Below are 25,629 nucleotides of genomic sequence, written 5' to 3'. Positions count from 1 at the left end.
TCCCCTCAGGCGTGGGGACAGAACGGGTTGTTAAGGGCTGGCTGGTGCCGGTACCCAGACGAGCCGCGGCGCGTTCTCGTCTGCAGGACGAAGACCGAGGTCCTGAGGGGACGCAAAGACGGGTATCGCATCAGCGGTCAGTGCCTGGGCTTGCGTGAAGTCGAGCGGGGGACCGGCGAGGCCTTCCCCGGGGCCGAAGGACAGGGTGTTCAGCGACGCTGCGACCTTCGACGGGTCCTTGCTCCCAGCCAGTGCAGCCGCGCGGACCAGGGCCACCACGGCGTCATGGCTGCGGGCGTCCGCGGCCCACGCATCGCCGGAGAACGGGGTATCGTCCGTCAGGTTCTTGATCTCCGGATTCCCTCCAGCCAACCTGATGCCGGAGAGGAACGCGGACATTCCCCGCCCTTGGGCATCCTGCTGAAGTGCGATTGCATCTCCGGTGGCCGGGGCAACGCTGACCAGTTGTCCTGAAGCGGTGCCGTCCAGCTCCGCGAGCGAGGATGCGAACGCGGGGGTGATGGCGCCGTCGGGAAGTACCAGCGGAACTGACACGTCGCGTGACTGGAGGGCTTGGACCAGGCGGGCGAGGCGCTGCGGCGTTGCCGCCGACACAACAACAGCATCTGCGGGGTTGGCAATACGGGTGCCCTCAGCGTCAGCCGGCGCATCCTTGGACGGCGGCCGAAGCTGGTCGCCTGTGCGGATGGCGGCTTCCTGGGCCAAGCCGGAGACATCGGAGAAGCCATCCAGCGTCAGTGTGTCAGCGGGAGTGACGGATGCCGGGACCTGGCCGCCGTCGTTGACCAGCAGCACCCGGCTCTTGCCAGCAAGAACGGTACCCAGAGCGGCCTGGACAGAGGCTGCCGTTGGGCCCGTCGTCCACGTGGTCTGAGTGGGTTCGGAGGCTTCGGCGTAGGGCAGGATGACCGGGAGGTTGCGCTCCTCGGCCGCCTTCGCGGCGGCAAGGGCCTGAGGCCCGGTGCTTGCCACAACGACGCCGGACACACCCTGTTCGGCAAGGGCGCCGACTGCGGCACGGGCGCCGTCTTCGGTGCCTTGGTCGTTCTGGGTGGGGAGAGCGACTTTGGCCCCGCTCTGGGCGAAACGCTGCGCCGCCACCACAGCACCCTGTGCTGCGCGGTTGTATTCGGTACCGGGCTCCCCGGACTGGCCGAACGTCATGACGACGCCGATCGAAAAGTCCGCCGGCAGGCCATCAGCCTTCAGGGCAACAGGAACTGTTGCCGCCACAGGATCGGGCCGGGGAGCTTCCGTAGGACGGTTCAGCGTCATCACCAGGACTGCCGCTGCAGCAATGACGACGGCGGCTCCCGCAGAAATCAGGGCGATCAGACGTGCGCGGGGGCTCATGCTGCGCCGCCGATCTTCAGTGTGTAAAGCGTTTGAGACGTAGCGCCGGCCGGCACTTCGAGTTGGAACGGCGGCAATTCATCCACTGCGGTGAGCGAGGCCTTGAACTGGGCCTGGCGCAACAGGAGTCCTGCCACGTCCCGGGAGCGGATGTTTGCGTAGCCTTCGGCGTTCTGCGAGGCAAGGGCCAACTGGAAGTCCGCCGTGTCCGCTTTTGCCGCGCTGGTGGCCATCGAGCCGAGCAGGCCTGAACCGTTCACCGCCCTGTCCCCGAGGTCCAGCATCACCTTGTTGAGGCTGGACGCGAGAAGCGCGCTGGCACCTTCGACGTCGCGGGTGGAGCCCGACGTGCTGGCTGCGATGTTGTCCAAGGAGGCCTGGGTGCTCTTGGACAGGGCGGCGGTCAGGTCACCACTCTGCCCCAGGAGCTCGTCACGCTGCTTGTTGACCGTTCCCTCGGCGTCTTTCACAACGTCGTCCGAGGTGGCCTTCAGCCCGGAAATGGACCGGTTGAACGCTGAAGTCACGGCTTCGGAACTGGCATCGCCGATATCGGCAACCTGCCGCACTTGTTCGTCCACGGTTTTGTAGACCTCTGCAGCAGTTTCGGCCGAAACGTCGCGGAGTGATTCCTTGATCTTGTCGCCTAGCATGTCCTGCTGCTCTTTCAATTTCGCAAGTGCAGTGGTCACTGTGCCGGAAGATTCAATCGCGTCAGCGAGGGCAGCGTCGAGCGCCTCGAGTCCCTTTTTGGTTCCGTTCACGTTTCCTGTTGCGGCGCCGTCGAGCGTCTTGACGGCGGTCCTGATCGCTTCCAGTTTGGTGTCGGCGGCGTCGAACGTCGTCTCCAAGGCCGTGAAGGCCTGGCCAATTGCCTGGTCGGCGGCAGTGGTGTCAGTCGCTGCGAGCACTTCATCCCAGGCAGCCGACTGAGCTTCGAGCCGAACGTCCAAGGGCTCCTTAAAGCCCGGCGGCGGATTCAGTGCGGGTGAGGGGTTGCCGTCTTCATCAGTCGGTTCGCACGGCACTGACGTCAGGTAGGAACGCAGCCTGTCAACGTCCTTGGCGGACAGCTTGCCCTTGCCAGGGATGAGGCCGTCGTCGGACAGCTTGCAGAGTTCGTCGGCCAGTTTCTGGTTTTGCTGCAGCATGGAGCCGTTCAGCCAGGTTCCCTGACCGAGTTCGCCCTTTGCTGCCTTGGCATTGGCCGCGATGGCGAGGAGTTTCTCACGGAGGGTGTCAATACTGTCCTGCGCCGCGGTGGCTGCTTTTCGGGTTGCAGCTGCAGAGTCCGCGGCTGACTTGATGGCTGCATCCAGTGCCGCGAGTGCCTTGCTGTAATCCTCCGAAGTTCCGGAGCCGTCAAGCATCGAACCGAGGTCCGTGCGCACCTTTTCAAGTGCGACGGCGGACGTCGCCTGGTCTTTGATGGCACCTTCCACCACCTGCGGCTGAAGGCCGGAGACGAGTTTGTCGCCTTCTTGGACGAGGCCCAGAAGCGCTCCGGTGACAGTGACGGCGGAACCGTAGAGGGAGCAGGTCATTGAACCCTGCTCAGCACACTCTGCAGGGGTAGGGTTCTCGGGTCCCATGGTCGCTTTGAGAGCACCGGCGACCGTGTCTCGGCAACCAGCGCTGACCTTTGCATAGGCATCCAGCTGTGAGGACATGGTGAGAACGCTGGAATACACGGTGGCTGCGGGCGCGGCCTTGGCCACCTCAGCGGTGCAGCCATCGCCTGTGATGGGGGTGACCGGTGGTGTGGCGGAAGTGTCGCCCAGCATTGCATCCACGGCGGAGACCGTCAGTTTCAGCTGCGACATGGTGGTGGACTGGGTGGCCGTAGTCGAAGACTCCAGGTCAGAGCCGAGAACCTGCAGCTGCTGCTTCAGGTCCGACATCGTCGCGGCAAGGGCCTGGGAGTTGTCCCGCAGTTCACCGGCTGTCTTCGCGCCGAGAGTCTGCGACGTTGCCTGCAGGTTCCGGCGGACATCGGTGATGGTGGATCCGGCTTTCGCCAGGACGGTGTTGACATCAGATACCAGCGAAATGGTGCGCCGCTGCAACTCCATCTCCGAGCCTGTTCCGGACGAGAAGGCACTGGCAAGCACACCGTTGGCACTGAGGTCTGTATTGAGGCCGGGCTGGACGGCGACGTCGAATTCGGGAACTTGGAAGTCCTTTACGTCGGCGGCGAGACGCAGCGTGGTGCTGGCGCCGGAACGCGGGGGAGCCAGGACGGTGGCCCACTGGACTACGGTGGCACCGTCTTCAGTACTGCTCAGGACTCCGTTGGTACCCGTGGTGCCGTCGGCCGAGCCGGGTGTTACGTCGTCCGCCCGGATGCCGGGGAGCTTGGTGGACGCGGCGATTGTCAGCGGGGCGCCCACCAACGCGGTGTCAGAACGGGCCTGGCCGGCGGCATCGTACTGGATGGTCTGTGGTTTGACGGTGAGGTTCTCCAGCGTCAGGTTGATCTCCACCGGGCCGGTGTGGCCCTTCAACTCGGCGAGGTCGGATCCCGATTTCTCACCGGCGCGGTACTGCAGGCTCACGCGCACCGGGAGTTCGCCCACAACCTGGGCGGTGTCATAGGTGGTGTTTTCCGCCGAGGAGTCACCCGCAGCGGACACGGAGATGGTAGTGCCCTCGATCTTCTGCACTCCGGCGGCCGGGGACAAGCCCACGCGGACGCTCTGCAGGAGTTTGACAGGGTCGGACACCGGCTTCGGCTCAGGTGGCTGGGTGCACGACGTGGTCGCGATCAGTCCCAGTGTTATCAGGGCGATGCCCAGAGCACGGCCCGGGGGAATACGACGCCCCGGGTTGTACTGGTTATAACTAGCCTGTCTGGGCATGGATCGTCCCCCTCTTTCCGTTCACGGTGCCTTGAGTATCATAAGGGGTTGCGCTCCCGAATGGAGTAATCCTGCTGCACGGGTATCACTGCAGGTCACAGTCATGTCATGTCCATTGAGATTTGTTTGTCTGTTTGTTGGATTTATTCGGGTGGTGTTGGTAGTTTGTGGGTGTTTGGTTGCCTGGGCTGGTTTGGCTCGGGTGTTGCGATTGTTCTTATTGGGAGGAAAGTTCTATGTCGCGTGTGTTGTCTACTGAGCAGGCTAAGGCTGCTATTGGTCAGGTGCAGTCGATTATTACTGGTGGGTTTACGGATCAGATTTCGGCGTTGGATGCGCAGGGTCGTGTGTTGTCGGATCCGAATGTGTGGGATGGTCCGTTGGCTGCTGAGTTCCGTGGTTCGACGTGGCCGGAGACGAAGGCTGCGTTGGATAAGGCCAAGGAAGAGCTGGAGCAGTTGCGGGGTCAGCTGCAGAAGATTTCTCAGGACATTTTCTCTGCTGGTGGCGGGGCCTGATTCTTTTTTGGTGTGAGTGTGGGGGCCGGGTGATCGTGCTGCGTTGATGCGTGGTGTGGTTGCCCGGCCGTTGCGCTGTGTTCTTGCACGGGCTCTTGTGGTTGTGGTGCCGGTGGTCTTGTGGTGCCGGGTTTGTTGGTTTTGTTCGCGTTCTTGTTCTGTGGGGGGCTGTGGTTGTGACCGAGTTCGTTGAGATGCCGTTGTTGCCGGATTCCGGTGTTGGTCATGGTGGCCGGTTTCTGTATGGGGTTGCCGAGTCGATGAAGGGTGCTTTTGAGTCCGCAGCGTCGCGGGTTGATGAGCATTCGGGATCGCGGACGCCGTTGGTGTCCTCGGCTGGGGAGGATTTCCGGGGGCATTTCTCGGAGGTGTTCGCTGCGAACGCGGCCACGGCGTCCCGGGACGCGGAGTCCCTGGCCTCGGCGTTACGCACGGTGGCCGGGTATGTGGGCACCATGATCGAAAAGGCGCGGGAAGAGGATGACCGGCGTCGGGAGAACAACGAGTGGGTGCGGCGGCATAACAACCGCAACTGGCTTGAGGAGTTTGGTGACAGCCTTTGGGGTGAGGAGGCTCGTCCGAATATGGAGCCCGGGAGTGCGCCGTCGTTCCCGTCGGAGTCCCCGGTGCCGGGGTCGCGGGAGACCCCTGGCCCGGGTGGCGGGTTTGGGGGCGGGGTGTCCTCGGCTCGTCCGGAGTCGTTGCGGAGTTTCGCTGCGGGTTCGCGTGGGCTGGATGAGGGTGTTGCGTCGGTGCCGGGGTCTTTGGAGTCGGAGTTGTCTTCGTTCGCGGACCGGTGCGGGTGGGGCCGGATCGACGCCGCGGGTGTGGTGACCGCGTTCCGGCAGTATTTGGCGGCGAATGAGGCGGACGCGGGGTGGGCGTTGGTGGTCGCGGACGCGTTCGCTGCCGCCGGCAGCGAGGGCGCGGTTTCGACCCTGTCGGATGCTGCGGTGAACGAGGCGTTGGCCGCGGCGGGTGTTTCGGGGACCCGGACGGGGTTGGTCATTGACCCGCCGACGGCGGCCGGGGCGGTGCCCTCGTCCGGGTACGCGAACGATCCGGTGAACACGGCCACAGGGAACTTCATTGAACCCGAAACCGATCTGGGGTTCGCCGGGGCGGCCGCGGACCTGGCGGTCACAAGGATGTATAACTCCCTCGGCTCGGGCCTGGGCACTGTTGGGGTGTTTGGTCCGGGGTGGGCCTCGGTGCTGGACCAGCACCTGGCCTTCACTGATGAGGGGTGCCGGTGGGTGATGGCCGACGGGCGGGCGGTGGACTTCCCGCGTGAGGGTGCAGGTTGGGCCCGCGCCGTTGGGGAGAACTTCTGGCTCACCCGCCACCCGGTCACGGAACCGTGGTTGGCGGAGCTGACCTCGGTCCCCGAAGGCGTCGGTGAGGTGTTGGTCGTGACCGATAACCAGGGCGGTTGGTGGGCTTACACCACTGCCGGGGTGTGGCTCGGGACCGGGGCCGGCCCCGGCCGGACCATCTCCGCCCACCGCGAAGAAGGTATCGATGGTGGTGGGTTGGGGGCGGTTGACCGGTTGGTGCATGTGCGGGGCCGGTTCCTGGAGATCGACTATGCCGACGGTGTGGTCGCGGTAGTGCGGGCTTCGGACGGGCGCCGGGTTCAATACGGCTACGACGCCGAGGGCCGTTTGGTCACGGTCGGCACGGAGACCGGGACCCGTACGTATGGGTGGAACGAGCAGGGCCTGATCGCGTCCGTGGTCTCGGCCGCGGGTGTGGTGGAGGCCGAGAACACGTATGACGAGGCCGGCCGGGTCATCTTGCAGGTCACCCAGCATGGGCGGCGGACGAGGTTCGCGTATTTACCGGGCCGGGTCACGGTGGTCTCGGATGAGGACGGGTCCCGGTCCAACTCCTGGGTCGCCGATTCCAAGGGCCGCCTGGTGGGGGTGCTGGACGCGGAGGACCGGCGCCAGTCCATGTCCTATGACGCGCACTCGAATCTGGTGTCCTTGACCGAACGCGACGGCGCCGTCACGGTCCACGGCTACGACACCCGGGGCCGGAAGATCCGCACCGTGACCCCGGAAGGCGCGGACCTGACATATGGCTGGGACGAGCAGGACCGCATCACCACCCTGGTCGCCGCTTCCGGTGCCACCGTAACCTATGAGTACGCCGATGACCTGTCCCGGGACCCGTCAGTGGTCGTTGATGCGTTGGGTGGCCGGACCGAGCTGGTGTGGCGGGACGGGCTCCTGATCCAGGTCACGGACCCGGTCGGGGTCAGTATTGGTTTTGAGTACGACACGTTCGGGGACCTGACCGGAACGTCCAACGCCGCCGGAGATGTGGCGAGGATTGTGCGGGACCGGGCGGGCAGGCCGGTCACGGCGGTGAGCCCTTCGGGGGCCGAGACCCGGTTCGGTTACGAGGCCGGGGTGTTGGTGCGTCGGGTGGATCCGGATGGGGCGGTGTGGGCGTTCGAGCACGACACCGCGGGCCGGACCACCGCGATGGTTGCCCCTGATGGGGGAAGGACGGTGTTCGAGTACGCCCCCAACGGTGAACTGTCCCGCACCACCGACCCGCTCGGCCGCAGTATCGAACGGGTGGTTGACGAGCTCGGGAACCTCACCGGGGCGGTGCTGCCCGACGGGGCGAAGTGGGGCTTCACCCACGACAACCTCTCCCGGCTCATCGCAGTGACGGACCCTGCCGGGCATGACTGGGTGCGGGAGTACGACACTGTCGGTGCCCTGACCGCCGTCGTGGACCCGACCGGGGTCCGCACCGGAGCGGTCACCGACCGGTCCAATGGGACGGCGTCCCTGACCGATGCGTTCGCCACCAATACTCATAGTTTTGATGAGTACGGCCGCCCCACCCGGGTCGAGGCAGCGGACGGGTCCGCGGAGCTCATCACGTATGACGGTGCGGGCAATCCTGTCGAGTTGGTCGATGGTGAGGGCGGGTTGACGGTCCTGGGCCGTGACGCTGCGGGGAAGATCACCTCGATCACCTCCCCGACGGGGGCGGTGACCCGGTTCGAGTACGACCACTGCGGCCGACCGTGGAAGAGCATTGACCCGGTCGGGGCCGTCACGGAACTGTCCTACGACGTCGACCAGCGCCTCACCGTGAGGAGACTGCCGAGCGGTGAGGTCGAAACGTTCGCCTACGACGCGTGTGGCCGTTTGACCGCGAGGCACACCCCGGGGGAGGGGACGGCCCGGTACGGGTACGACCGGTGCGGGCGGCTGAGTTTTGCCCAGGATTCCTGGTACGGGACCCGCCGCTTCGAATACAACCTCGCCGGGGAACTGGTGGCCACCATCAACGGGGTGGGTGGCCGGACCCGGTTTGAGTACGACACCCGCAGCCGGCTCACCCGCATCACCGACCCCACCGGTGGGGTCACCACCCGGACGTATACGGCCACGGACCAGGTCGATTCGGTGACGGACCCGCTCGGCCGTGTCACCACGGCCACGTATGACCCGGCCGGGCGGCAGCTCTCGCAGACGGACCCGGATGGGCACACCACCACCTGGGCCTACGACGCCGCGGGCCGGGAAGCGTCGACGTCGGTGGACGGTGCCCTGATCGCCGCCATCGAACGTGATCTTGCCGGCCTGCGGGTGGTCATCACCGACCACACCGGCGGGGCGGGGTATGCGGTGGAGCACGAACTGTGCTTTGACCGCCGCGGCCTCCTCACCCGAAAGTCCAACGGCAACGGGACCGGCAACGGGAACGGGACCGGTGCGTTGGGGTGGGAGTACGACGCCGACGGGAGCCGGACCGGCTTCACCGACCCCACCGGCACCACCACCCGATACACCCGCGACCCCGCAGGCCGGGTCGTGAAGGTCTCGAACCCGTTGCTCGGGGACGCGGCCTTCACCCACGACGCCTCCGGGCGGATCACCACCGCGACCGCCGGGAACTACGCCCAGGAGCGGGTGTATCGGGGCGGGAACCTTGCAGAGCACACCCGCACCACCGCCGACAACGGCACCAACCCTGCGGGTGCTGCTGATGTGACGTTGATCGGTCGTGAGGACGGCGGCCGGATTACCGGTCTGTCCCGGAACGGGGCCGTGACCCGGTACGGGTACGACACCGCCGGGCAACTGGTCTCCGCCACCACCACCAGCACCGTGACTGACTCGGAGGCATCGGCTTCGGTGGTGGGGTGGGAGTACGACGCCGGCGGGCGGCTTCTCCGCGAAACCACCCCCACCGGGGCGCGAACCTACACGTACGACGCCGCAGGCCAGCTCCTTGCTGTCACGGAACCTGATGGTTCGGTCACCGAGTATGTGTATGACGGGCTGGGCCGCCGGGTCCGGGTGATCGGGGCGGACGGGTCCTGGACCGAATACGCTTGGGGCCCAACCGGCTACCTCACCGGAACGATCGAACGGGATCGGGACGGGGCCGAGTTGTCTCGGCGCCGGCTCCACGTCGACGCGCTCGGTGAACTCGCCACCGTGGACGGGACGCCGTTGTGGTGGGACACCGCCGCGCCCGTGCCGACCCTCGCCGGTGCCAACAGCACCCAGGTGTTGTCCCTGCCCGGCGGTGTCACCGGCATCGGCGAGGCGTGGACCGCGCCTGGGTGGCGGGCCGCCCGACCGACTGATCAGCACGATCCCTGGGCCGTCCTCGGCACCCCCACCACCCCAAACCCCACCCCCGGCAGCCCTGGAGTTGCTAATGCTGGTGTGGGTTGTGTGTTGCCGGCCGGGATCGCGCTGACTGCTGGTGGCGGGATCGACATCGCCGGGCTCGAATGGCTCGGCAAACGCGCGTACGACCCGGCCACCCGGGGCTTCCTCTCCACCGATCCCCTCGCCCCCGTCCTGGGCGCGGGCTGGGATGGCAACCCCTACTCCTACGCCGGGAACAACCCACTCAACACCACCGACCCCACTGGCCTGCGGCCCCTGACCGACGCTGACCTGAAAGCCTACGACGGCTCCTCCCGCGGCGCCCTCGCCGCCACCGGAGACTGGCTCGGAGACAACTGGGAGTATTTGGCTGGTGGTGCGATGGTGATCGCTGGTGGTGTGTTGATGGCTACCGGTGTTGGTGGGCCGGTTGGTTTGGCCTTGATCGGTGCGGGTGCTGACACGATCATCCAGAAAGCAACCACCGGTTCGGTCAATTGGGGGCAGGTGGCTTTGACGGGTGCCGTTGGCGTGGTTGCAGGGCCGTTGGCTGGGAAGGTCAGCAGCGTTGTGACGGCAGGGCTCGGTCGGGCTGGTACGGCGGTGAGTACGCAGTTGCTTCCTGCGATGGGCCGTGCGGGCTCCGTGGTTGCGTCGGGTGCGGCCAGGGCAGGATCTGCTGTGTCGGCTGTGGGTTCGCGTGTTGGGACTGCGGTCACTGCGGGAGTGTCCCGTGTCAGTGCCGGTGCGGGGAGTTACTTGTCGCAGTTGTCGGCCCAGCAGATGGGCCGGGCGGCACTGACGAATGGGATATCGGGGGGACTAGGCAACACAGGCATGTACCTTGTACAGCGATCACCGAACGAGTGGAAACCCGAGGGCGTCCTCGGAGCTGCAGGTGGCGGTATCGTCAGCGGAGCCATTGGCTCCCAAGCGGGCTATTTAGCCCAACCGCTGACAGGTCGGTTCTCGTCATTCGTTCAATACGGTGTCGGCGCGGGAGGATCACTCGCTGGCGGCTCCGTTGATCATGCGATTCGTGGTGAGGGCTACGGAGCCGCGGAGATGGTCTATGACGGACTGGGAGGGGGGGTGCTTACACGCTTCCCAGGGGCCGCGGAACTGAGTCCCAATCCAGGCTGGATGACTCACAGCATGGCAGCCTACGGCGGAGCGCATGCCGGGGCTATCGTTGAAAGCGTGAAATTTGTGGGCAATGAAGTTGTAAAGCAAGGAACAGGGGCGCCACTGTGGTAGATGATGAGAATGGTGCAAAGGGGAATTCGGGGGCAAAGGATGATTTCACGGATGAAGATCTGCGATTGGGAAGGAAAGCCTGTAGATATATAGACATACTTTGCGTGATTGTCGCATTGCTTTGTGTAGGCATTGCAGTGTTTGTTTTCACTCACGTCCCTTGGGATACGCGAATGCCCTACGACGGAAGGTTTGATCGCTCCGGCAATGGGATTCCAATGCAGATGGCCATGCTCATTGTGTTTCTTGTGCTCTTCCTCTTTTGGCGGTCCGGTAGAAAGCCCGATGCGCACCGGATGCGAAAGGGATCTCGCGTCGGGACCTACATTCTAGGAACAGCCATGATCATGGCATGTCTTGCTGGCCAGTGGGTTATGGGTCAGTCCATCCTTACTGCAGGCGGTTACTTCGGAACTTAGTATTTCTTTCCGTTCTGTGGTGGCGTGAATTTTCCGGTCTTGGGTGGAGGCGACATCTCGTTGAGGTCGCTTTCCGGGTTTGGCATGGGGCGCGCTGCTGAGTCTGGCTCTACTGCTACGCCGGGAACAATCCCCTCAACACTCCTGACCCGACCGGGTTGCGGGCCCCTGAACGACGCGGACCTGAAAGCAACGACGGCTCATCCCGCGGCGGCCTCGCCGCAGCAGGATGAGTGCTGAAGTATTGAAGGAGCGAGGGGTTTGAGCACAAATGTCGTTGTTGACGAGTTGTGGAAGTGAACTAAGATGATCTCGAAGCAAAGGGTGTATGCGCCAACTAAACGAGTCGCTCCGGAATGGTATTACTGGACCGGGAGCGTTATACCGGGAATTCTCATGCTGGTTCTGTGCGTCAATAGGACTGAAGAGTACGGAATATCCGTTTGGATTGCTAACGCTATTGTCCTTGTTGCTACTGCCCTTGGCATTGGATGTGTGACGTATTGGAAATCCAACTTCGCCGCCACGTTATCGTTTGGTGCCACCATCATCCTAGGCAGCTTAGCCTTCGCAGTTCTTTCCAATGTTATCCCGGTGATTGGCTTGACGGGCGGTGCGCTGTGGACGGGATGCCCTCTCGGCCTATTGATTGGCTTGACACTGACTGCCGGTGAACATCGTTAGCTTTTAGCTGGTGACTGTGTTTGTGTTCAGTGCACCAGATGGCTTGAGCTGCCAAAAAGGGAGGTTTCGCGGGAAGGTCTAATTTGTGAGGTTTCCGCTTCTGATCAGTGGTTTATTCGTTTTGCTCATGCATATTATCTTCTACGGAAGAGATTATCGGGCGCAGAACGTTTGCGTTTGGAAGATAGTTGTTTGTTGGTTTTTATAAATAGTTTCTGGGAAGGACATGAAGACAGATGGATATGAAGACTGTTGATTCTGCAGGCGGAGGCGTTGCGGGGGTTACAGGTTCGGGCGAGCTGGCTGGTCCTCTATATGGCGCGTCGTTTGGTAAGTCCGTGAAGCGGTTCTTTGCCAAGTATGCGAAGTTCGCTGGTCGGGCCTCGCGGAGTGAGTTCTGGTGGAGTCAGCTTTTCGTTTTCCTGGTGATGGTGGTCCCATACCTCGTGATGACTGTCGGGTTCGTGGCCAGCACTGCCTGGGCTCAGCAGAACCCTAATGTGCAGTCCATGGGTTTCGATCCGGCCACCGGGAAAGAAGTGCTCTATGAGGCCGCTCCTGGTATTGTGAACGCCCCGACTGGGAGTCTCATGGTGGTAGGTTTCATTCTCGTCGTAGTTCTGGGGCTGGCCATTGTGGTGCCGCAGCTGTCATTGCTTTGGCGGCGTTTGCATGATGCAAATCTTGCGGGTCCGCTTGCGTTCGTTGGGCTTGTTCCCCTAGTCGGTGGACTGGCTGTTTTGATTCTGGCGCTTATGCCGTCCAAGACGGAAGGTCGGCGCTTCGACCCTCGCTGACGGGCGACGGCAATTCGTAGGGTTACAACGGCGATCGCTMGACGGCAACCTTCCGGTGCAATTTGCGGTACAGCCAAATGCACTCAATCCAGCACAATTCCAGTAACAGCCATAGGTGTCGAAGAGTCTAGCTGCCCGTGACGTATTGTTGTGACGCCGTTTAGGTGTGGGTTAACCGTTGCAGCCGACGATGGGGCGGAGGGGTCCAGAGCTCCTGAGAGGTTGGCATTGGCTTGTTTGGTGACGGGGAGACGATGCCCGAGAGCAATAGTCCTTCTGAAGGCAAGGCTCCCAGGCGGAATTTTCAGAGGCTCTGGCAGGTAGCAGGAGTCCTCATACTCCTCTCGGGTACCTTCGTTCTCTTCATTCCAGTATGGGACTCCATTGCCGTGGAAAGTATCCGATGCGAGGTGGTTTCGGCTGAGCCGCGTACGAGTTCAGGCGGATCGAGAGGGTCGGCATCTGCTGCCGGTGTTTTAGTGCAGACTTCTGATTGCGGAAGCATTTCGGTGTCCCAAGGAGTAACTTTCGAAAACAAAGATAAGATTGCGTCGTCTTTCATGAAAGGCAGCGTGTTCGAGTTCGATCTGGGTTGGTTCTCTCGTGTCGTCATGAAGGATTTGACGAACGGGATTCCGTCAGCGCGCGACTACCGCTTGGCGGGATAACTTCGGGTTCACTGCTGCAGCACAGAATAGGGAAAGAAGCGATGGCCAGAGGCAGCAGTCCGGATCATCCTTCCGGCCGACCAAAATTGAAGTGGTTTTGGAAGTGGCCTGGTATCGCACTTCTGGCATTTACCGCATTTTACGCGATGATGCCAGCACTTGATTCCATCGCTGTGGAGAGTCTGCGATGCAAAATCGTCTCCGCGAACGCTGAACCCAGCTCAGGAGGGACCCGAGGATCGGGCTCCACTGCTGGCGTTCTCATCGAGACATCCAACTGCGGGAAAATCCATATATCCCGGGGGGTGACTTTCGATTCACAAGTTGCGGTCGCGTCATCGTTTAGCGTGGGTAGTGAATACGATTTCGATCTCGGCTGGTTTTCGCGGGTTGTGACTAGAGACCTCAGAAAGGGTATCCCTACTGCACGGGAGTACAGATTAGTACGATAATGCCTGCCCAACTTGTCCGGAAGTGATCACACCTGACGATGGCAAGCGTTCGAAGCGCGTGCGGCAGCCAACAGAAGGGCCCCGTGACCATGAGTTACGGGGTCTTTTTGAGCCCTTGACGGGTGATCAGGCGAGCGTGGTCTCTGTAGGAGGTACTTGTCTGGGACGCGGTCCGTCTGGATTCGCCCGTGGCGGCTTTGCCGTCCGGTTTCCCGCTCCAGCACCGACGTCATGTTGCTCCAGTCGCACGCAAGAGCGCCCTCGGATGGTGGAAGCCCTGTTCTCTCTGATAGAGGAAAAGGCCCCGCCTCCCTTATAAACAAAGGGAAGCAGGGCCTTTCTCATTGGCGGTGACGGTGGGATTTGAACCCACGTTGGCTTTTACACCAAACAACATTTCGAGTGTTGCACCTTCGGCCGCTCGGACACGTCACCAACTGAAATAGGCTACCCGAGATTGGCCCCGTTCCCCAAAACGAGCCCCTCTGGTCCCTCCCCAAAAAGCAGGTGGCGCACCCCTCAACCCACGCCAACTTCCGTCCACAGCCCCGCACCGATAGATTCGTAAGCATCATGACGATTTCGCAGGAACACGAACGGAAGCAAGAGCACGAAGCCCACGCCTACTGGGTCACTGAGACGGGCGATGGTGAGCTGCGCCAGGAAGCCCTGCCGGCAAGGCAGGAAGGCGAAGCCCTCGTCAGGACCTTGTACTCGGGCGTCAGCCGGGGCACGGAGCGCGTGGTACACGAAGGCCGCGTCCCGGAGCGAGTGGCTGTCCTAATGCAGGCCCCGCACCAGGAGGGCGACTTCCCGGGCCCGGTGAAGTACGGCTACTTGAGTGTGGGGACGGTCGAGCAAGGACCGGAAGAGTGGGTAGGAAAGACTGTCTTCAGCCTTCATCCCCATCAGGACCTTTACATCATTCCCACCAGCCAGCTCACGGCCATTCCCGAGGAAGTCCCGGCCCGCCGCGCGGTGCTCACTGGCATCGTTGAGGTCGCCATCAATGCCCTCTGGGAAGCCGGACCGAGGCTGGGTGACCGTGTCGCCGTCGTCGGTGGTGGTTTGGTGGGTGGCGTCCTGGCGACGCTCCTGCGGAAGTATCCGCTGGGTCGCCTGCAGTTGGTAGACGCGGATCCGGAGAAGCGAAAGCTGGCGGACACCATCAACATCGAATTCGCCGAACCAGACGAAGCCAAGGATGACAACGACATCGTCTTCCACTGCTCCGCCTCCAACGAAGGCCTCAAGTTGAGCCTGCAACTGGCCGGCGATGACTCCGACGTCATCGAGCTTTCCTGGTTCGCCGACAAGGAAGTTACCCTGCCGCTCGGCGAGGACTTCCATGCCCGCCGCCTGAACATCCGTTCCAGCCAAGTGGGCGCAGTGGCCCTCCCGCGACGGCACCGACGCACCAACGCCCAACGACTCGAGCAGGCGGCAAGAGAACTGAAAGACCCGCTGTTCGACACGTTCCTGACCAGCGAATGCCAGTTCCGGAACCTGCCCACCACACTCGTTAAATTGTTCGAACGGCCCGGCGGTTTCTGCCACGTGGTCGCCTATCCCACCCCGGAGGATTAGAACATGTTCAGCCTGACCGTCCGACGCCACTTCATGATCGCCCACAGCCTTCCCCGCGAAGCGTTCGGCCCGGCCCAAGGTCTCCATGGTGCGACGTTTGTGGCCGAAGTCAGTTTCCGCCGCCCGGATCTCAATGACGACGCAATCGTTCTGGACATTGGCGCAGCGGGCGGCATCCTTGAGGAAATCCTGAAGGACCTGAACTACAAGAACCTCGATGAGCACCCGGCGTTCAAGGGCAAGCTCTCCACCACGGAGGCCCTGGCCAAGCACATCGCCGACGCCATGGCCACCCGGATCCGGGACACCACCGACGGACCGGCCCTCAGCGGCATCGACGTCGTCCTCCGCGAAAACCCTGACGCCTGGGCCGGCTATTCGCTGGAGCTCCCGGTCAAGTAGGTGCGCATCCGCTTCCTTGTCCCGGGGAACGTCAGGCACGGCTCCGGCGGCAACAAGTACAACGCCAAGCTCGCCGAGCATCTGACCGTTCTGGGCGCGGAAATCGAGACTGTAAGGGTCGACGGCGACTGGCCGGTTGGGGGCCCGGCGGACCGGCAGCGGTTGGCTGGCATGCTCGACGGCGGCACAACGGTGATTGCCGACGGCTTGGTGGCGAGCGGGGCGCCGGAAGAGATCGCCGGCGCTGTGGGTAAAGGAACCAAGGTGTGGATCCTGTCCCATATGGCGTTGGCGGAGCATGGCGACCTTGAAGCCAAATCGCTGGCCGCCGCAACCGGAATCATCTGCCCCAGTTCGCACTCCGCGGCTGAGCTCGAGACGAGGCACGGCCCGCAGAACATCATCATCGCCTTGCCGGGGGCCGACAAAGCAAACCCCGCGCAAGGATCGCAGCCACCGCGCATCGTAGCCGTGGCCGCACTGCTGCCGAACAAGAGTCAGACACTCCTGGTCGAAGCCCTCGCCAACCTGCAAGACCTCGAGTGGGAGGCCGCCCTCATCGGCTCGGAGCACGCTGACCCGGCGTACGCCGCAGAGGTGCGGGCCGCCGTCGAGCATTACAGGCTTGAGGACCGCATCAGCATCACGGGCGAGTTGAGCGGCAACGCCCTCGAAGACCAGTGGCACCAAGCTGACCTCAGCGTCCTTCTTTCCCGATCAGAGTCCTTTGGCATGGTGGTCACGGAATCGCTGGCCCATGGCGTTCCTGTGATTGTGCGGCAGGGGACCGGCGCTGTCGAAGCGATGGGTGACACAGGAGCAGGTGCTGCGCTGGACGTTGCCACCGGAGACGAACCAGCCAAAACTCTCCGTCATTGGCTTACCGATCCCGGCCTGCAAGAGCGCTGGCGCAGCAATGCACTCCACACCCGCGAGCACCTCCCCGGCTGGGACACCACGGCCGTTACGGTACTGAGGGCCCTCCAAAGTCCGCCGAACTAGGGCATCCGATGCGAGGCGAAGAACTCCCTGAGAAGCGCCGCGCATTCCTCTTCACGGACGCCCGCGTAGACCTCCACCCAGTGGTTGAGCCTGCGTTCGCGGAGGATATCGAACACCGATCCCACTGCTCCTGCCTTCTCGTCCCACGCACCAAACACGACGCGCGGAATCCTGGCCAGCACTATGGCCCCGGCGCACATGGCACACGGTTCCAGTGTGACCACCAAGGTGCAGTCCTCGAGCCGCCAACCGTCGCCCGAGGCACCCATAGCCTGAGCGCGAAGGCGCAAGGAAGCAGCAGCCTGACGAATGGCCACCACCTCCGCGTGGGCGGTCGGGTCCCCGTGCGCCTCACGTTCGTTGCGTCCGGAGCCCAGCACGCCGCCGTCGGGCCCCAACACCACCGCGCCGATGGGGACGTCGTCAGTTTTCAGCGCCAACCGGGCCTCGTCCAGGGCAAGGCCCATCCAGGCCATGTGGTCTGCGTGATACGGCTCGGTGGCGCTCATGTCTCAATGATAGTTTTGGGGGATGCGCACACTCGTCGTGGACCACCCGCTGGTCGCTCACAAGCTCACCGTTCTGCGGGATAAGAACACCCCTTCACCGGTCTTCCGGCAACTCACTGAAGAACTCGTCACCCTCCTGGCTTACGAAGCCACCCGTGAGGTCAAGACGCAGCCAGTGGAGATCGAGACCCCTGTCACCAAGACCATCGGCACGGCTTTCACTAAGCCCACGCCGCTGGTGGTCCCCATCCTGCGCGCAGGCCTCGGCATGCTCGAGGGCATGACCAAGCTGGTCCCCACCGCTGAGGTTGGCTTCCTGGGCATGGCCCGCGACGAAGAAACCCTGGACATCATCACGTACGCCGAGCGCCTCCCCGAGGACCTCACCGGCCGTCAGATCTTTGTCCTGGACCCCATGCTTGCTACCGGCGGCACCCTGCGCGAGGCCATCAAGTTCCTCTTCAAGCGCGGCGCTTCTGACGTCACGTGCATCTGCCTGTTGGCCGCCCCTGAGGGCTTGGCGAAGCTGGAAGAGGAACTCGCGGACGCCAATGTGAAGGTTGTCCTCGCATCGATTGACGAGAAGCTCAACGAGAAGTCGTACATCGTGCCCGGCCTGGGTGACGCCGGCGACCGCCTCTACGGCGTGGCCGGCTAATCTTCACACGGAACGATTGACCCCTACCGGTTTCCAAACCAGACCGTTAGCCTGTGGCGCATGGACTGGAAACTTGAACTGGTATTTGTCCCTGTCTCCGACGTCGATCGCGCGAAGGACTTCTACGTCAACAAGGTTGGTTTCAACGCCGATTTCGATGAGCGTCCCATGGACGGAATCCGTTTCGTGCAACTGACTCCTCCGGGTTCGGCGTGTTCCATCGCCATCGGGGAGGGGCTCAGCGATGCCCCTCCCGGTACAGCCCCCAGCCTCCAAGTGGTGGTGGCGGACATCAACAAAGCGCACGAGCAACTCAAGGCCAATGGTGTGGACGTGAGCGACATCGACATCCAGGACTGGGGCCACTTCGTCTACTTCGCTGATCCTGACGGCAACAAGTGGGCGGTGCAGTACCTCCCGCAGCGGCCCAACGGCTAAGTCACACTTCAGCACCACCCCATGAGCGTGCGGCAGGATGGAACCATGAGCCATCCTGCCGCACCCGTGCTGACTGTCCGCGCCGTCCTCTTCGACATGGACGGAACACTGGTGGACTCGACGGCGGTGGTCGAGCAGGTGTGGCTTGAGTTCGCCGAGCGTTACGGCTTGGATTTCAACGAAATCCTGCGCACGTCCCACGGTGTCCAAGCCGGCGACACAGTGCGCCGCTACGCTCCCGCGGGAGCCGACTTCGCAGCGCTGACGGCCGAACTTGGCGAGATGGAGCGTTCCCGGACGGACGGTGTGATCGCGCTTCCCGGTGCCGAAGCATTGCTGGCCGGCCTTCCTGATGATGCCATCGCCTTGGTCACCTCAGCAGACCGCATCCTTGCCGATATCCGCATGCAGGCGGCCGGGCTCACCATGCCGTCCACCGCTGTCACCGCGGAGTCCGTCACCCGCGGCAAGCCGCATCCGGAGGGCTATCTCAAGGCGGCGGCGCTCCTGGGAGCCGACCCGGCCGACGTCGTGGTTTTCGAAGACGCGCCTGCCGGGATCGCTGCTGCGCGCGCCGCGGGGATGCGGACTGTTGTGGTGGGCAAGGCCGCTGCCAGGCACAATGCGGAGCTGGAGCCGGGCATGTGGCGGATTCCGGACTACTCGGCCGTGACGGTCACCGCTGTGAAGGACGACGACGGCGGGCACCTCCTCACGCTGACCCTCTAGTACCGCCGGGTTAAAGACTGTTCCACGCGATAAACCGGGCGTAGGCTGTGCCCATGTCTGCGATGCCGGAGGCGTACGGTGCTGCACTGGAGCGGGCCATGGCCCACGCCGGTGACTGGCTTGCGTCGGTCCCAACACGTTCAGTCCGTCCGTCCTCCGATGCCGATCAGGTAGCCAAGAGCATCCTGCCGCGCCTGCCTGACGGGGCCACCGATGCAGCCGAGGTAGTTGATGAGTTGGCAGCGCTGGCTGAGCCGGGCTTGATGGCAATCCAGTCCGGACGGTTCTTTGGGTGGGTCATGGGCGGAACCCTGCCCGCAGCCATGGCCGCAGATTGGCTTGTTTCGGCGTGGGACCAAAACGCGGGGCTTCGATTCGCCACACCGGCGGCGGCCGCCATCGAGGAGTCTGCCGCCGCGTGGCTGCTGGACCTTCTCCACCTTCCGGCAAGTGCCGACGTCGGATTCACCACAGGCGCCACCACCGCTAATTTCGTGGGGCTGGCGGCAGGGCGGCAGTATCTGATGGACGAGGCGGGCTGGGACTTGGAGGCCCTGGGGCTGACCGGCGCCCCCCGCATCACTACCTTTGCAGGCAGGGAGCGCCACGCTGCAGTGGATCTGGCGTTGCGGTATCTCGGCTTGGGGGCGTGCGTCCCCGTAGACGCCGACGAGGAAGGACGCATTCTCCCCGACGCGCTTGCCGAGGCCATGGACCAGCAACCCGGACCGTCGCTGGTCTGCCTGCAGGCGGGCAACCTGCATTCCGGCGCCTTTGATCCCATGGAGGAAGCCATAGCCGTGGCCCATGATCGTGAAGCCTGGGTGCACGTGGATGGTGCCTTCGGTTTGTGGGCGGCCGTCAGCCCGACGCTGCGGGCCCGCCTGGCCGGAGTGGAAGAAGCAGATTCTTGGGCCACGGATGCCCATAAGACCTTGAACGTCCCCTATGACTGTGGTTTGGCAATCGTCGCCCGCCCGGAAGCTTTGAGGCGTGCTTTCAGTGTCCACACGAGTTACCTCATTGCCACGGATGCCGGACCGGGGGATCCTTTCGAGAAAGTGCCTGAGATGTCCCGCCGGGCCCGGGGTATCCCTGTATGGGCAGCCCTGAGGCAACTGGGCCGCAACGGGGTGATCTCCATGGTGGAGCGGCTCGCTGCAAATGCCCGTGCCTTGGCCGAAGGACTCGCCGCGATCCCGGGAGTCGAAGTGCTCAACGACGTCGTGTTCACGCAGGTCTCGGTGAGCTTCGGCAGTGATGACCGGACACACCGTGTCACGCAACGGTTGATGGCCGAGGGCGCGGTGTGGATGTCCGGGTCCTCGTGGCGTGGCCGTGAAATCCTCAGGATTTCGGTGAGCAACTGGACCACGGACGCAGGGGATGTTGCTGCCTCCATCGCCGCAGTACGCGGCGCGGTGCAGGCTGAACCGGAGTCCTAGCCCACCGCGTGGGCCGCGTGGAGGACGACGAACACCACGGCAGCGGATACCGCAGCCCAGCCAACTAAACGTCCCACCAGCCCTGTCACCGCGGACGCCGCCGTCGGAGGAGCCATCCGGCCGATGTCCCGGCGGAGCTCCCTGAAAGGAACCCGCCCCCTGCCAAGATCGCGTCCCAGGCGCGCTACGCCGCGCAGGTCGGCAAGCGCGGTGCGTACGACGTCGACACTTGAGGTGGGATCGTCGGTCCAGTCAACGGGGACTTCGTGAACGCGCAAACCACAGCGTTCGGCGATCACCAGGAGTTCGGTGTCGAAGAACCAGCCGTCGTCCGTCGTGTGTGGAAGGATGCGGTGCGCGACGTCGGCGCGGACGGCCTTGAACCCGCACTGGGCGTCGGAAAAGCGTGCCCCAAGAACCACGTGCAGCAGGAAGTTGTAGCTGCGGGAGATGAATCCGCGGTGGGGACTGCGGGTCGCCTGCGAACTCCGTGCCAGCCGCGTGCCGACGGCGAGATCCGAATGGCCCGAGAGCAGCGGTGCCAGAAGGGGAGCGAGGGCCGACAAGTCCGTGGAAAGGTCTGCTTCCATGTAGGCGAGCACGGGTGATGGCGAGAACTGCCAGACGTGGCGGAGTGCGTTCCCGCGACCCCTTTGCTGGAATCGAACCACTGTCAGTTCAGGCAGTTCGCGGGCCAAGCGCTCGGCGATCCTCAGGGTGTTGTCTGTGCTGCAGTTGTCCGCCACCGTGATCCGGAAGGAATGCGGAAATGAGTCTGTAAGGTGTCCGTGCAGCCTGCGCAGGTTCTGTTCCAGGCGGTCTTCCTCATTGAACACGGGAAGGGTGACGTCCAGGACCGGGACGGCAGCGCGGGTGTCAATGGGGGAGCATCGGGTTTGTGGCCCAGCTTGGGCAAGGCCCTGCTGTGTGGTGCTCAACGCCGCGCCACCGAAGCGCGCCGAGGGGAACCGTCGTGGTGGAGCGCTGGTAGATGGGTCTGTGAGCGTCATGTTTCCAGAATGGGCCCGCCGATTAAGAGGGCTTTAGGTGGAAGCTGTGATCCCACTGTGAACCATGGACGGCACCTGTGAAACGCGAAAACCGCGCCGTTTCCCGCCATCCGCTCCAGTGGGTACTGGTGCGAACGGCGGGAACCGGCGCGGTGATCAAGCAGTCTGGCTTAGTACCAGTTGTTTGCCAGGTGGAAGCCCAGGGCGGCCGACGGGGATCCGTAGCGTTCCTTGATGTAGTTCAGGCCCCACTTGATCTGGGTCTGGTAGTTGGTCTGCCAGTCAGCACCCGCAGTTGCCATTTTGGTAGCCGGCAGCGACTGGACAATACCGTAAGCGCCGCTGGAAGCGTTGGTGGCGGTGGTCTTCCAGTTGGATTCCTTCTCCCACAGGGTGTTCAGCGCAGTCATTTCGCTGGCGCTCCAGCCGTAGTTGCCAAGGATGCTGGCAGCGTAGGCCTTGGCGGCGGCGGGGTCGTCCACGGCCTTCGGGGCGGCGGCAGCAGCTGCAGCTTCGGCAGCGGCGGCGGCAGCAGCAGCGGCGTCGGCGGCTTGCTTGGCTGCAGCATCAGCGGCGGCCTTCTCCGCAGCGGCTTGGTCGGCTGCGGCCTTCTCGGCGGTTGCTTTTTCAGCAGCGGCTTGGTCCGCTGCGGCCTTCTCGGCGGCAGCCTTTTCGGCAGCGGCCTTGTCCACGGCAGCCCTGTCAGCGGCGCCCTTTGCGGCGGCTGCATCCAAGGAAGCGGAGATTTCAGCTGTCTTGTTGTTGCTAACCTGGGCATTCGCCTGGGTCTCTGCAACGCGGCTTACCTCGGGGAGGGTCAGGGCGGCGTTGGCAGCAGTACCGAGCGATGCAACGCCCAGCGCAGCGGCTACAACACCGGCAACAACCGACATGCGGTGGCCGGACTTACCCTGGCGGGCAGCGTTCTTGAGGACAGCCTGCGACTTGGTCAACGGTGCGTTGTGCTCATCGCGGTGACGCGCGGAAGGGCGCGTCTGATCATTGAATTCAGACATGTGTGATTACCTCTCAGCGCCTGCGGAGTTAGCTGTCGGGTTCGGATGAGGTCATCCGGCCGCGCATCACGCTGCGGCTTCACCCCAAGGGTCCGGCATAAATGCCTGGGCCCGGAGACTCTGGGTCCCCCGTCTCTGCCTCGGAGTAAGAACGGACTCCGGGAAGTGGCAGAGCTCGGCGCATCCCGGATGCGGGTCAGTTGGGGCGACCCACCCTTTCGACGGTACAGGAGGAATTCGCAGAAGTCACATTTAGGTAACAGAGATCACGGCGCCGGTGAGTCGCTTTGCTGACTTCGTTACATCTGTTCGTTGGCGACCGAAGGGAGTCGAAGGGCGAATTCCGTGCGCCCCGGCCGTGAGGTCACTTCCACGGTGCCGCCGTGCGCTTCCACGATGGATTCAACGATCGACAGGCCCAGTCCGGAGGTGCCCTCAGACCCCGATCTCGCGGCATCGGCGCGGGCAAAGCGGGAGAAGATCCGGCCCTGGAAATCCTCTGGAATGCCGGGCCCGTTGTCCGTCACGGTCACCACAGCGCTGCCATCGGCAGAGAGCATGACGCCGGTGACCACCGTGGTGCCGGAGTCGGTATGTTTGCGGGCATTGGAGAGAAGATTGGCAAGGACCTGGTGCAGCTGCGTAGCGTCACCCCGGACCGTGACGGGCTCATCAGGCAGTTGAAGTTGCCAGATGTGGTCCGGTGCCATGACTTTCTCATCGCTGACAGTTTCGATCACCAACTGGGTGAGGTCCACGTCCGTGACCTTGACCGGCTGGCCTTCATCCAGCCTGGCAAGGAGCAGCAGATCCTCCACCAGGGTGGTCATCCGTTCGGACTGGCTCTGGACGCGTGACAGCGACTTTCGGCCGTCATCGGTGAAGTTCTCGGTCATCCTCAGCAGCTCGGTGTAACCGCGGATGGCCGTCAGCGGCGTTCGGAGTTCGTGCGACGCGTCCGCGACGAACTGGCGCACTTTGGTCTCGCTTTCCTGGCGCGCTTCCAGGGCATTGGAGACGTTGTTCAGCATCTGGTTGAGGGCATGGCCAACGCTGCCGACTTCCGTTCCGGGATGGGCGGCCGACGGCGGTACGCGCACAGCAAGTGCCACCTCACCGGCGTCGAGAGGAAGGCGCGAAACTTTGGTGGCTACCTCGGAGAGCTGCTCCAACGGCCGCATGGTCCGCCGGATGATCACTGTTCCCGCGAGGCCGATGATGACCAGACCGCCCAGGGAAACCAGCACCATGGTCCACACCAGTGAGGCCTCGGCGCTTTGCTTGTCCGCGAGCGGCAGGCCCGTGACGATCACATCGCCATAGGCGGTCTCGACAGCCACCAGCCGGTAGTCCCCGTTGGAGAGGGATCGGTCCGCCGGATCACTGTTCTTGGGGAGGGCCAACAGTACTTGCTCGTCGTCCGTAGAGAGCGACACACGATTGCCCTTGGCATCGATCAGGCCCGAGCTGCTCACAGTTGAGCCGTCGATCCGGGCGTTCAGTGTCCCAGCGGCCTGCCCGCGAGCCTCCAGCGGGTCAGGCCTTCCGGATCCAGGAAAGTTCGACGGCGGCCTGCCGAAGTCATTCGCGCGGCTGGACGCCTGCTCCAGCTGCCTGTCGAGCTGCCTGTTGAATACCATGTCCATGGAGGCGTAGCTCACCACGCCCACTGCCCCGCAGATGGCGACCAGCAGGGCCATGGCCACCAGGACCAGCCGCGTGCGCAAGTGCCAGGTGGAGGGGTTGAGCCAGCTGCGACCGGACGTCCTGGCCACTCCTGAAAGTGTGCTCAACGCCTAGTCCGCGGGTTTGATGACGTAGCCGGCGCCACGGATGGTGTGGATCATCGGCGGATGGTTGGCCTCGATCTTCTTGCGCAGGTATGAGATGTAGAGCTCTACGATGTTGGCCTGTCCGCCGAAGTCGTAGTCCCACACCCGGTCCAGGATCTGGGCTTTGCTGACCACGCGTTTGGGGTTTTCCATGAGGTACCGCAGAAGTTCGAACTGGGTGGCGGTGAGGGGAATGTCCTCCCCGGCACGGGTGACTTCGCGGGTGTCAACATTCAGGGTGAGGTCGCCCACCACCAGCTCGGCAGTGTCCATGGCGGCCACGCCGGAACGCTGGACCAGGCGGTGGAGGCGCAGGAGGACTTCCTCCATGCTGAAGGGTTTGGTGACGTAGTCGTCGCCGCCGGCGGCCAGGCCAACGATGCGGTCCTGCACAGCGTCCTTGGCGGTGAGGAAAAGCGCGGGAACTTCGGGGGCGAACGCTCGGATGCGGTTGAGGACCTCCACGCCGTCGAATCCGGGCAGCATGACATCCAGAACAAGGACGTCGGGCCGGAAATCCTTGGCGAGCTTCACGGCCTCGGGGCCGTCGCCGGCAACTGCTACCGACCAACCGGCCATTCGCAGGCCCATGCTCATGAGTTCGGCGAGGCTGGGTTCGTCATCCACCACCAAGGCACGGATCGGTGAGCCGTCCGGGTGGGACAGTTGGGGGAGATTGTTGGTCATGGAATGCGAGGAGGCCATGGGACAACTCTCTGTTCTGCGGGTTAGCGACCGCTTTGCCTGTCCTGTGAGGATGCTGTGAAGTCAACACTAGCGAGGTGGGAGTCCGGAAGCCCTGAGCCTCGAGGAATCCCTGTTTCTACAGCTTGTAGCAGATTTTCGGCGGAAAATTCCCGAACGGGGCCCCCGGCGATTGGACAACAAGTGTTTCAGATCGTGAGATTCCGCAGCTGGGTACCTCCCGGGAATGCCGATGCACATCATGCCCGATTGACCGAAGAAAATTCAGTGGATGGCGAATATTTCTTGTCTCAGTCGAATGAAATGGCGTTCATTTATCACCACGGCTGAATTGTGATTTACGGCACAATAGACCTCTCCGTCTCAAAATGTGGACGGTTCGGCGCTTTGTTACTTGCGTGTTGCCATTGTTACGTTGCACACTTCCAATGTGAACAAGAACTCAACAGCACCTGCAGCCGCAGCAACCTGGTCCAGCACACCCGCTGGCCATGATGACCGCTGTTGTCGAATGCAAGCCTAACTTTCCACCCCAAGAAGTTTCAGGCATTCGCCCCCTAGCCCAGCGTTGGGCGCCCATCCCCAAACTCATTGCGGGGACAACCAGCATTCGAAGC

At 63.3% G+C, this 25,629-nt stretch carries 17 protein-coding genes, 1 tRNA gene and 1 riboswitch; of the genes, 10 read left to right on the top strand and 8 right to left on the bottom strand.

Going from position 1 to position 25,629, the window contains the following annotated elements; genetic code table 11:
* Positions 1-30 precede the first annotated feature (30 nt).
* Positions 31-1,374 (bottom strand): hypothetical protein, encoded by a 1,344-nt coding sequence (locus AB4Y77_RS12545; RefSeq protein ID WP_442014182.1) that lies wholly within the window; start codon positions 1,372-1,374, stop codon positions 31-33.
* Positions 1,371-4,232 carry a hypothetical protein gene (locus AB4Y77_RS12540; protein WP_442014181.1) on the bottom strand — a complete coding sequence of 954 codons (2,862 nt, stop codon included), beginning with the start codon at positions 4,230-4,232 and terminating at the stop codon, positions 1,371-1,373. The genes AB4Y77_RS12545 and AB4Y77_RS12540 overlap by 4 nt, the downstream gene beginning before the upstream one ends.
* A gap of 236 nt (positions 4,233-4,468) precedes the next feature.
* Here AB4Y77_RS12540 and AB4Y77_RS12535 point away from each other — a divergent pair, with 236 nt between their 5' ends.
* From AB4Y77_RS12535 to AB4Y77_RS12525, 3 genes are all read left to right on the top strand, one after another.
* Positions 4,469-4,750 (top strand): hypothetical protein, encoded by a 282-nt coding sequence (locus tag AB4Y77_RS12535; RefSeq protein WP_026547649.1) that lies wholly within the window; start codon positions 4,469-4,471, stop codon positions 4,748-4,750.
* A gap of 176 nt (positions 4,751-4,926) precedes the next feature.
* Positions 4,927-10,659 carry a DUF6531 domain-containing protein gene (locus AB4Y77_RS12530; protein ID WP_442014180.1) on the top strand — a complete coding sequence of 1,911 codons (5,733 nt, stop codon included), beginning with the start codon at positions 4,927-4,929 and terminating at the stop codon, positions 10,657-10,659.
* A gap of 1,345 nt (positions 10,660-12,004) precedes the next feature.
* Positions 12,005-12,559 (top strand): DUF805 domain-containing protein, encoded by a 555-nt coding sequence (locus AB4Y77_RS12525; RefSeq protein ID WP_442014179.1) that lies wholly within the window; start codon positions 12,005-12,007, stop codon positions 12,557-12,559.
* 1,465 nt (positions 12,560-14,024) lie between these two features.
* On the opposite strand, the gene AB4Y77_RS12520 is transcribed toward AB4Y77_RS12525, so the two are convergent.
* Positions 14,025-14,114: transfer RNA gene (locus AB4Y77_RS12520), tRNA-Ser, on the bottom strand.
* A gap of 138 nt (positions 14,115-14,252) precedes the next feature.
* Here AB4Y77_RS12520 and AB4Y77_RS12515 point away from each other — a divergent pair.
* The 3 genes from AB4Y77_RS12515 to AB4Y77_RS12505 are packed head-to-tail and all read left to right on the top strand — an operon-like array spanning position 14,253 to position 16,670.
* Entirely contained in the window at positions 14,253-15,266 is a 1,014-nt protein-coding gene (locus AB4Y77_RS12515; protein WP_442014178.1) for a zinc-dependent alcohol dehydrogenase, read from the top strand.
* Between the two features lie 3 nt (positions 15,267-15,269).
* A complete protein-coding gene (locus tag AB4Y77_RS12510) occupies positions 15,270-15,668 on the top strand; it encodes a 6-pyruvoyl trahydropterin synthase family protein (protein ID WP_311214167.1) in 399 nt (132 codons plus the stop codon).
* A complete protein-coding gene (locus AB4Y77_RS12505) occupies positions 15,669-16,670 on the top strand; it encodes a glycosyltransferase family 4 protein (RefSeq protein WP_442014177.1) in 1,002 nt (333 codons plus the stop codon).
* On the opposite strand, the gene AB4Y77_RS12500 is transcribed toward AB4Y77_RS12505, so the two are convergent.
* Positions 16,667-17,179 (bottom strand): nucleoside deaminase, encoded by a 513-nt coding sequence (locus tag AB4Y77_RS12500; RefSeq protein WP_442014176.1) that lies wholly within the window; start codon positions 17,177-17,179, stop codon positions 16,667-16,669. The genes AB4Y77_RS12505 and AB4Y77_RS12500 overlap by 4 nt on opposite strands.
* Positions 17,180-17,201: 22 nt before the next feature.
* Between AB4Y77_RS12500 and upp the strand changes: the two genes are divergently transcribed.
* Genes upp through AB4Y77_RS12480 form a run of 4 tightly spaced genes read left to right on the top strand, consistent with a single transcriptional unit; the run spans position 17,202 to position 20,449 of the window.
* Positions 17,202-17,837: a uracil phosphoribosyltransferase gene (gene upp / locus AB4Y77_RS12495; protein WP_090825061.1), complete on the top strand. Its 636-nt coding sequence runs from the start codon at positions 17,202-17,204 to the stop codon at positions 17,835-17,837.
* 60 nt (positions 17,838-17,897) lie between these two features.
* Complete coding sequence (locus AB4Y77_RS12490; protein WP_253466454.1) at positions 17,898-18,275, top strand: VOC family protein; 378 nt, start codon at positions 17,898-17,900, stop codon at positions 18,273-18,275.
* Between the two features lie 45 nt (positions 18,276-18,320).
* Positions 18,321-19,004 (top strand): HAD-IA family hydrolase, encoded by a 684-nt coding sequence (locus AB4Y77_RS12485; RefSeq protein ID WP_442014175.1) that lies wholly within the window; start codon positions 18,321-18,323, stop codon positions 19,002-19,004.
* Between the two features lie 53 nt (positions 19,005-19,057).
* The gene (locus AB4Y77_RS12480; RefSeq protein ID WP_442014174.1) at positions 19,058-20,449 is read left to right on the top strand and encodes a pyridoxal phosphate-dependent decarboxylase family protein; all 1,392 of its coding nucleotides are present in this window, start codon (positions 19,058-19,060) and stop codon (positions 20,447-20,449) included.
* Here the strand turns inward: AB4Y77_RS12480 and AB4Y77_RS12475 are convergent.
* The 4 genes from AB4Y77_RS12475 to AB4Y77_RS12460 all read right to left on the bottom strand — a co-directional run bounded on the left by AB4Y77_RS12475 (position 20,446) and on the right by AB4Y77_RS12460 (position 25,012).
* The gene (locus tag AB4Y77_RS12475; protein ID WP_442014173.1) at positions 20,446-21,459 is read right to left on the bottom strand and encodes a dolichyl-phosphate beta-glucosyltransferase; all 1,014 of its coding nucleotides are present in this window, start codon (positions 21,457-21,459) and stop codon (positions 20,446-20,448) included. The two genes, AB4Y77_RS12480 and AB4Y77_RS12475, sit on opposite strands and share 4 nt — an antisense overlap.
* A gap of 170 nt (positions 21,460-21,629) precedes the next feature.
* Entirely contained in the window at positions 21,630-22,475 is an 846-nt protein-coding gene (locus AB4Y77_RS12470; RefSeq protein WP_442014172.1) for a hypothetical protein, read from the bottom strand.
* Between the two features lie 5 nt (positions 22,476-22,480).
* A riboswitch (cyclic di-AMP (ydaO/yuaA leader) is annotated at positions 22,481-22,642 on the bottom strand.
* Positions 22,643-22,774: 132 nt separating this feature from the next.
* Positions 22,775-24,268, bottom strand: a complete 1,494-nt coding sequence (locus tag AB4Y77_RS12465) for an ATP-binding protein (RefSeq protein WP_442014171.1) — start codon at positions 24,266-24,268, stop codon at positions 22,775-22,777.
* 3 nt (positions 24,269-24,271) lie between these two features.
* Positions 24,272-25,012 carry a response regulator transcription factor gene (locus tag AB4Y77_RS12460; RefSeq protein ID WP_090825045.1) on the bottom strand — a complete coding sequence of 247 codons (741 nt, stop codon included), beginning with the start codon at positions 25,010-25,012 and terminating at the stop codon, positions 24,272-24,274.
* Positions 25,013-25,629 lie beyond the last annotated feature (617 nt).

It is taken from the genome of Paenarthrobacter sp. YAF11_1, from assembly GCF_052113445.1.
Classification (GTDB): Bacteria; Actinomycetota; Actinomycetes; order Actinomycetales; family Micrococcaceae; genus Arthrobacter.
The sequence above is the reverse complement of the archived record's forward strand: the minus strand, read 5'-3'. Positions and strand labels throughout refer to the sequence as shown.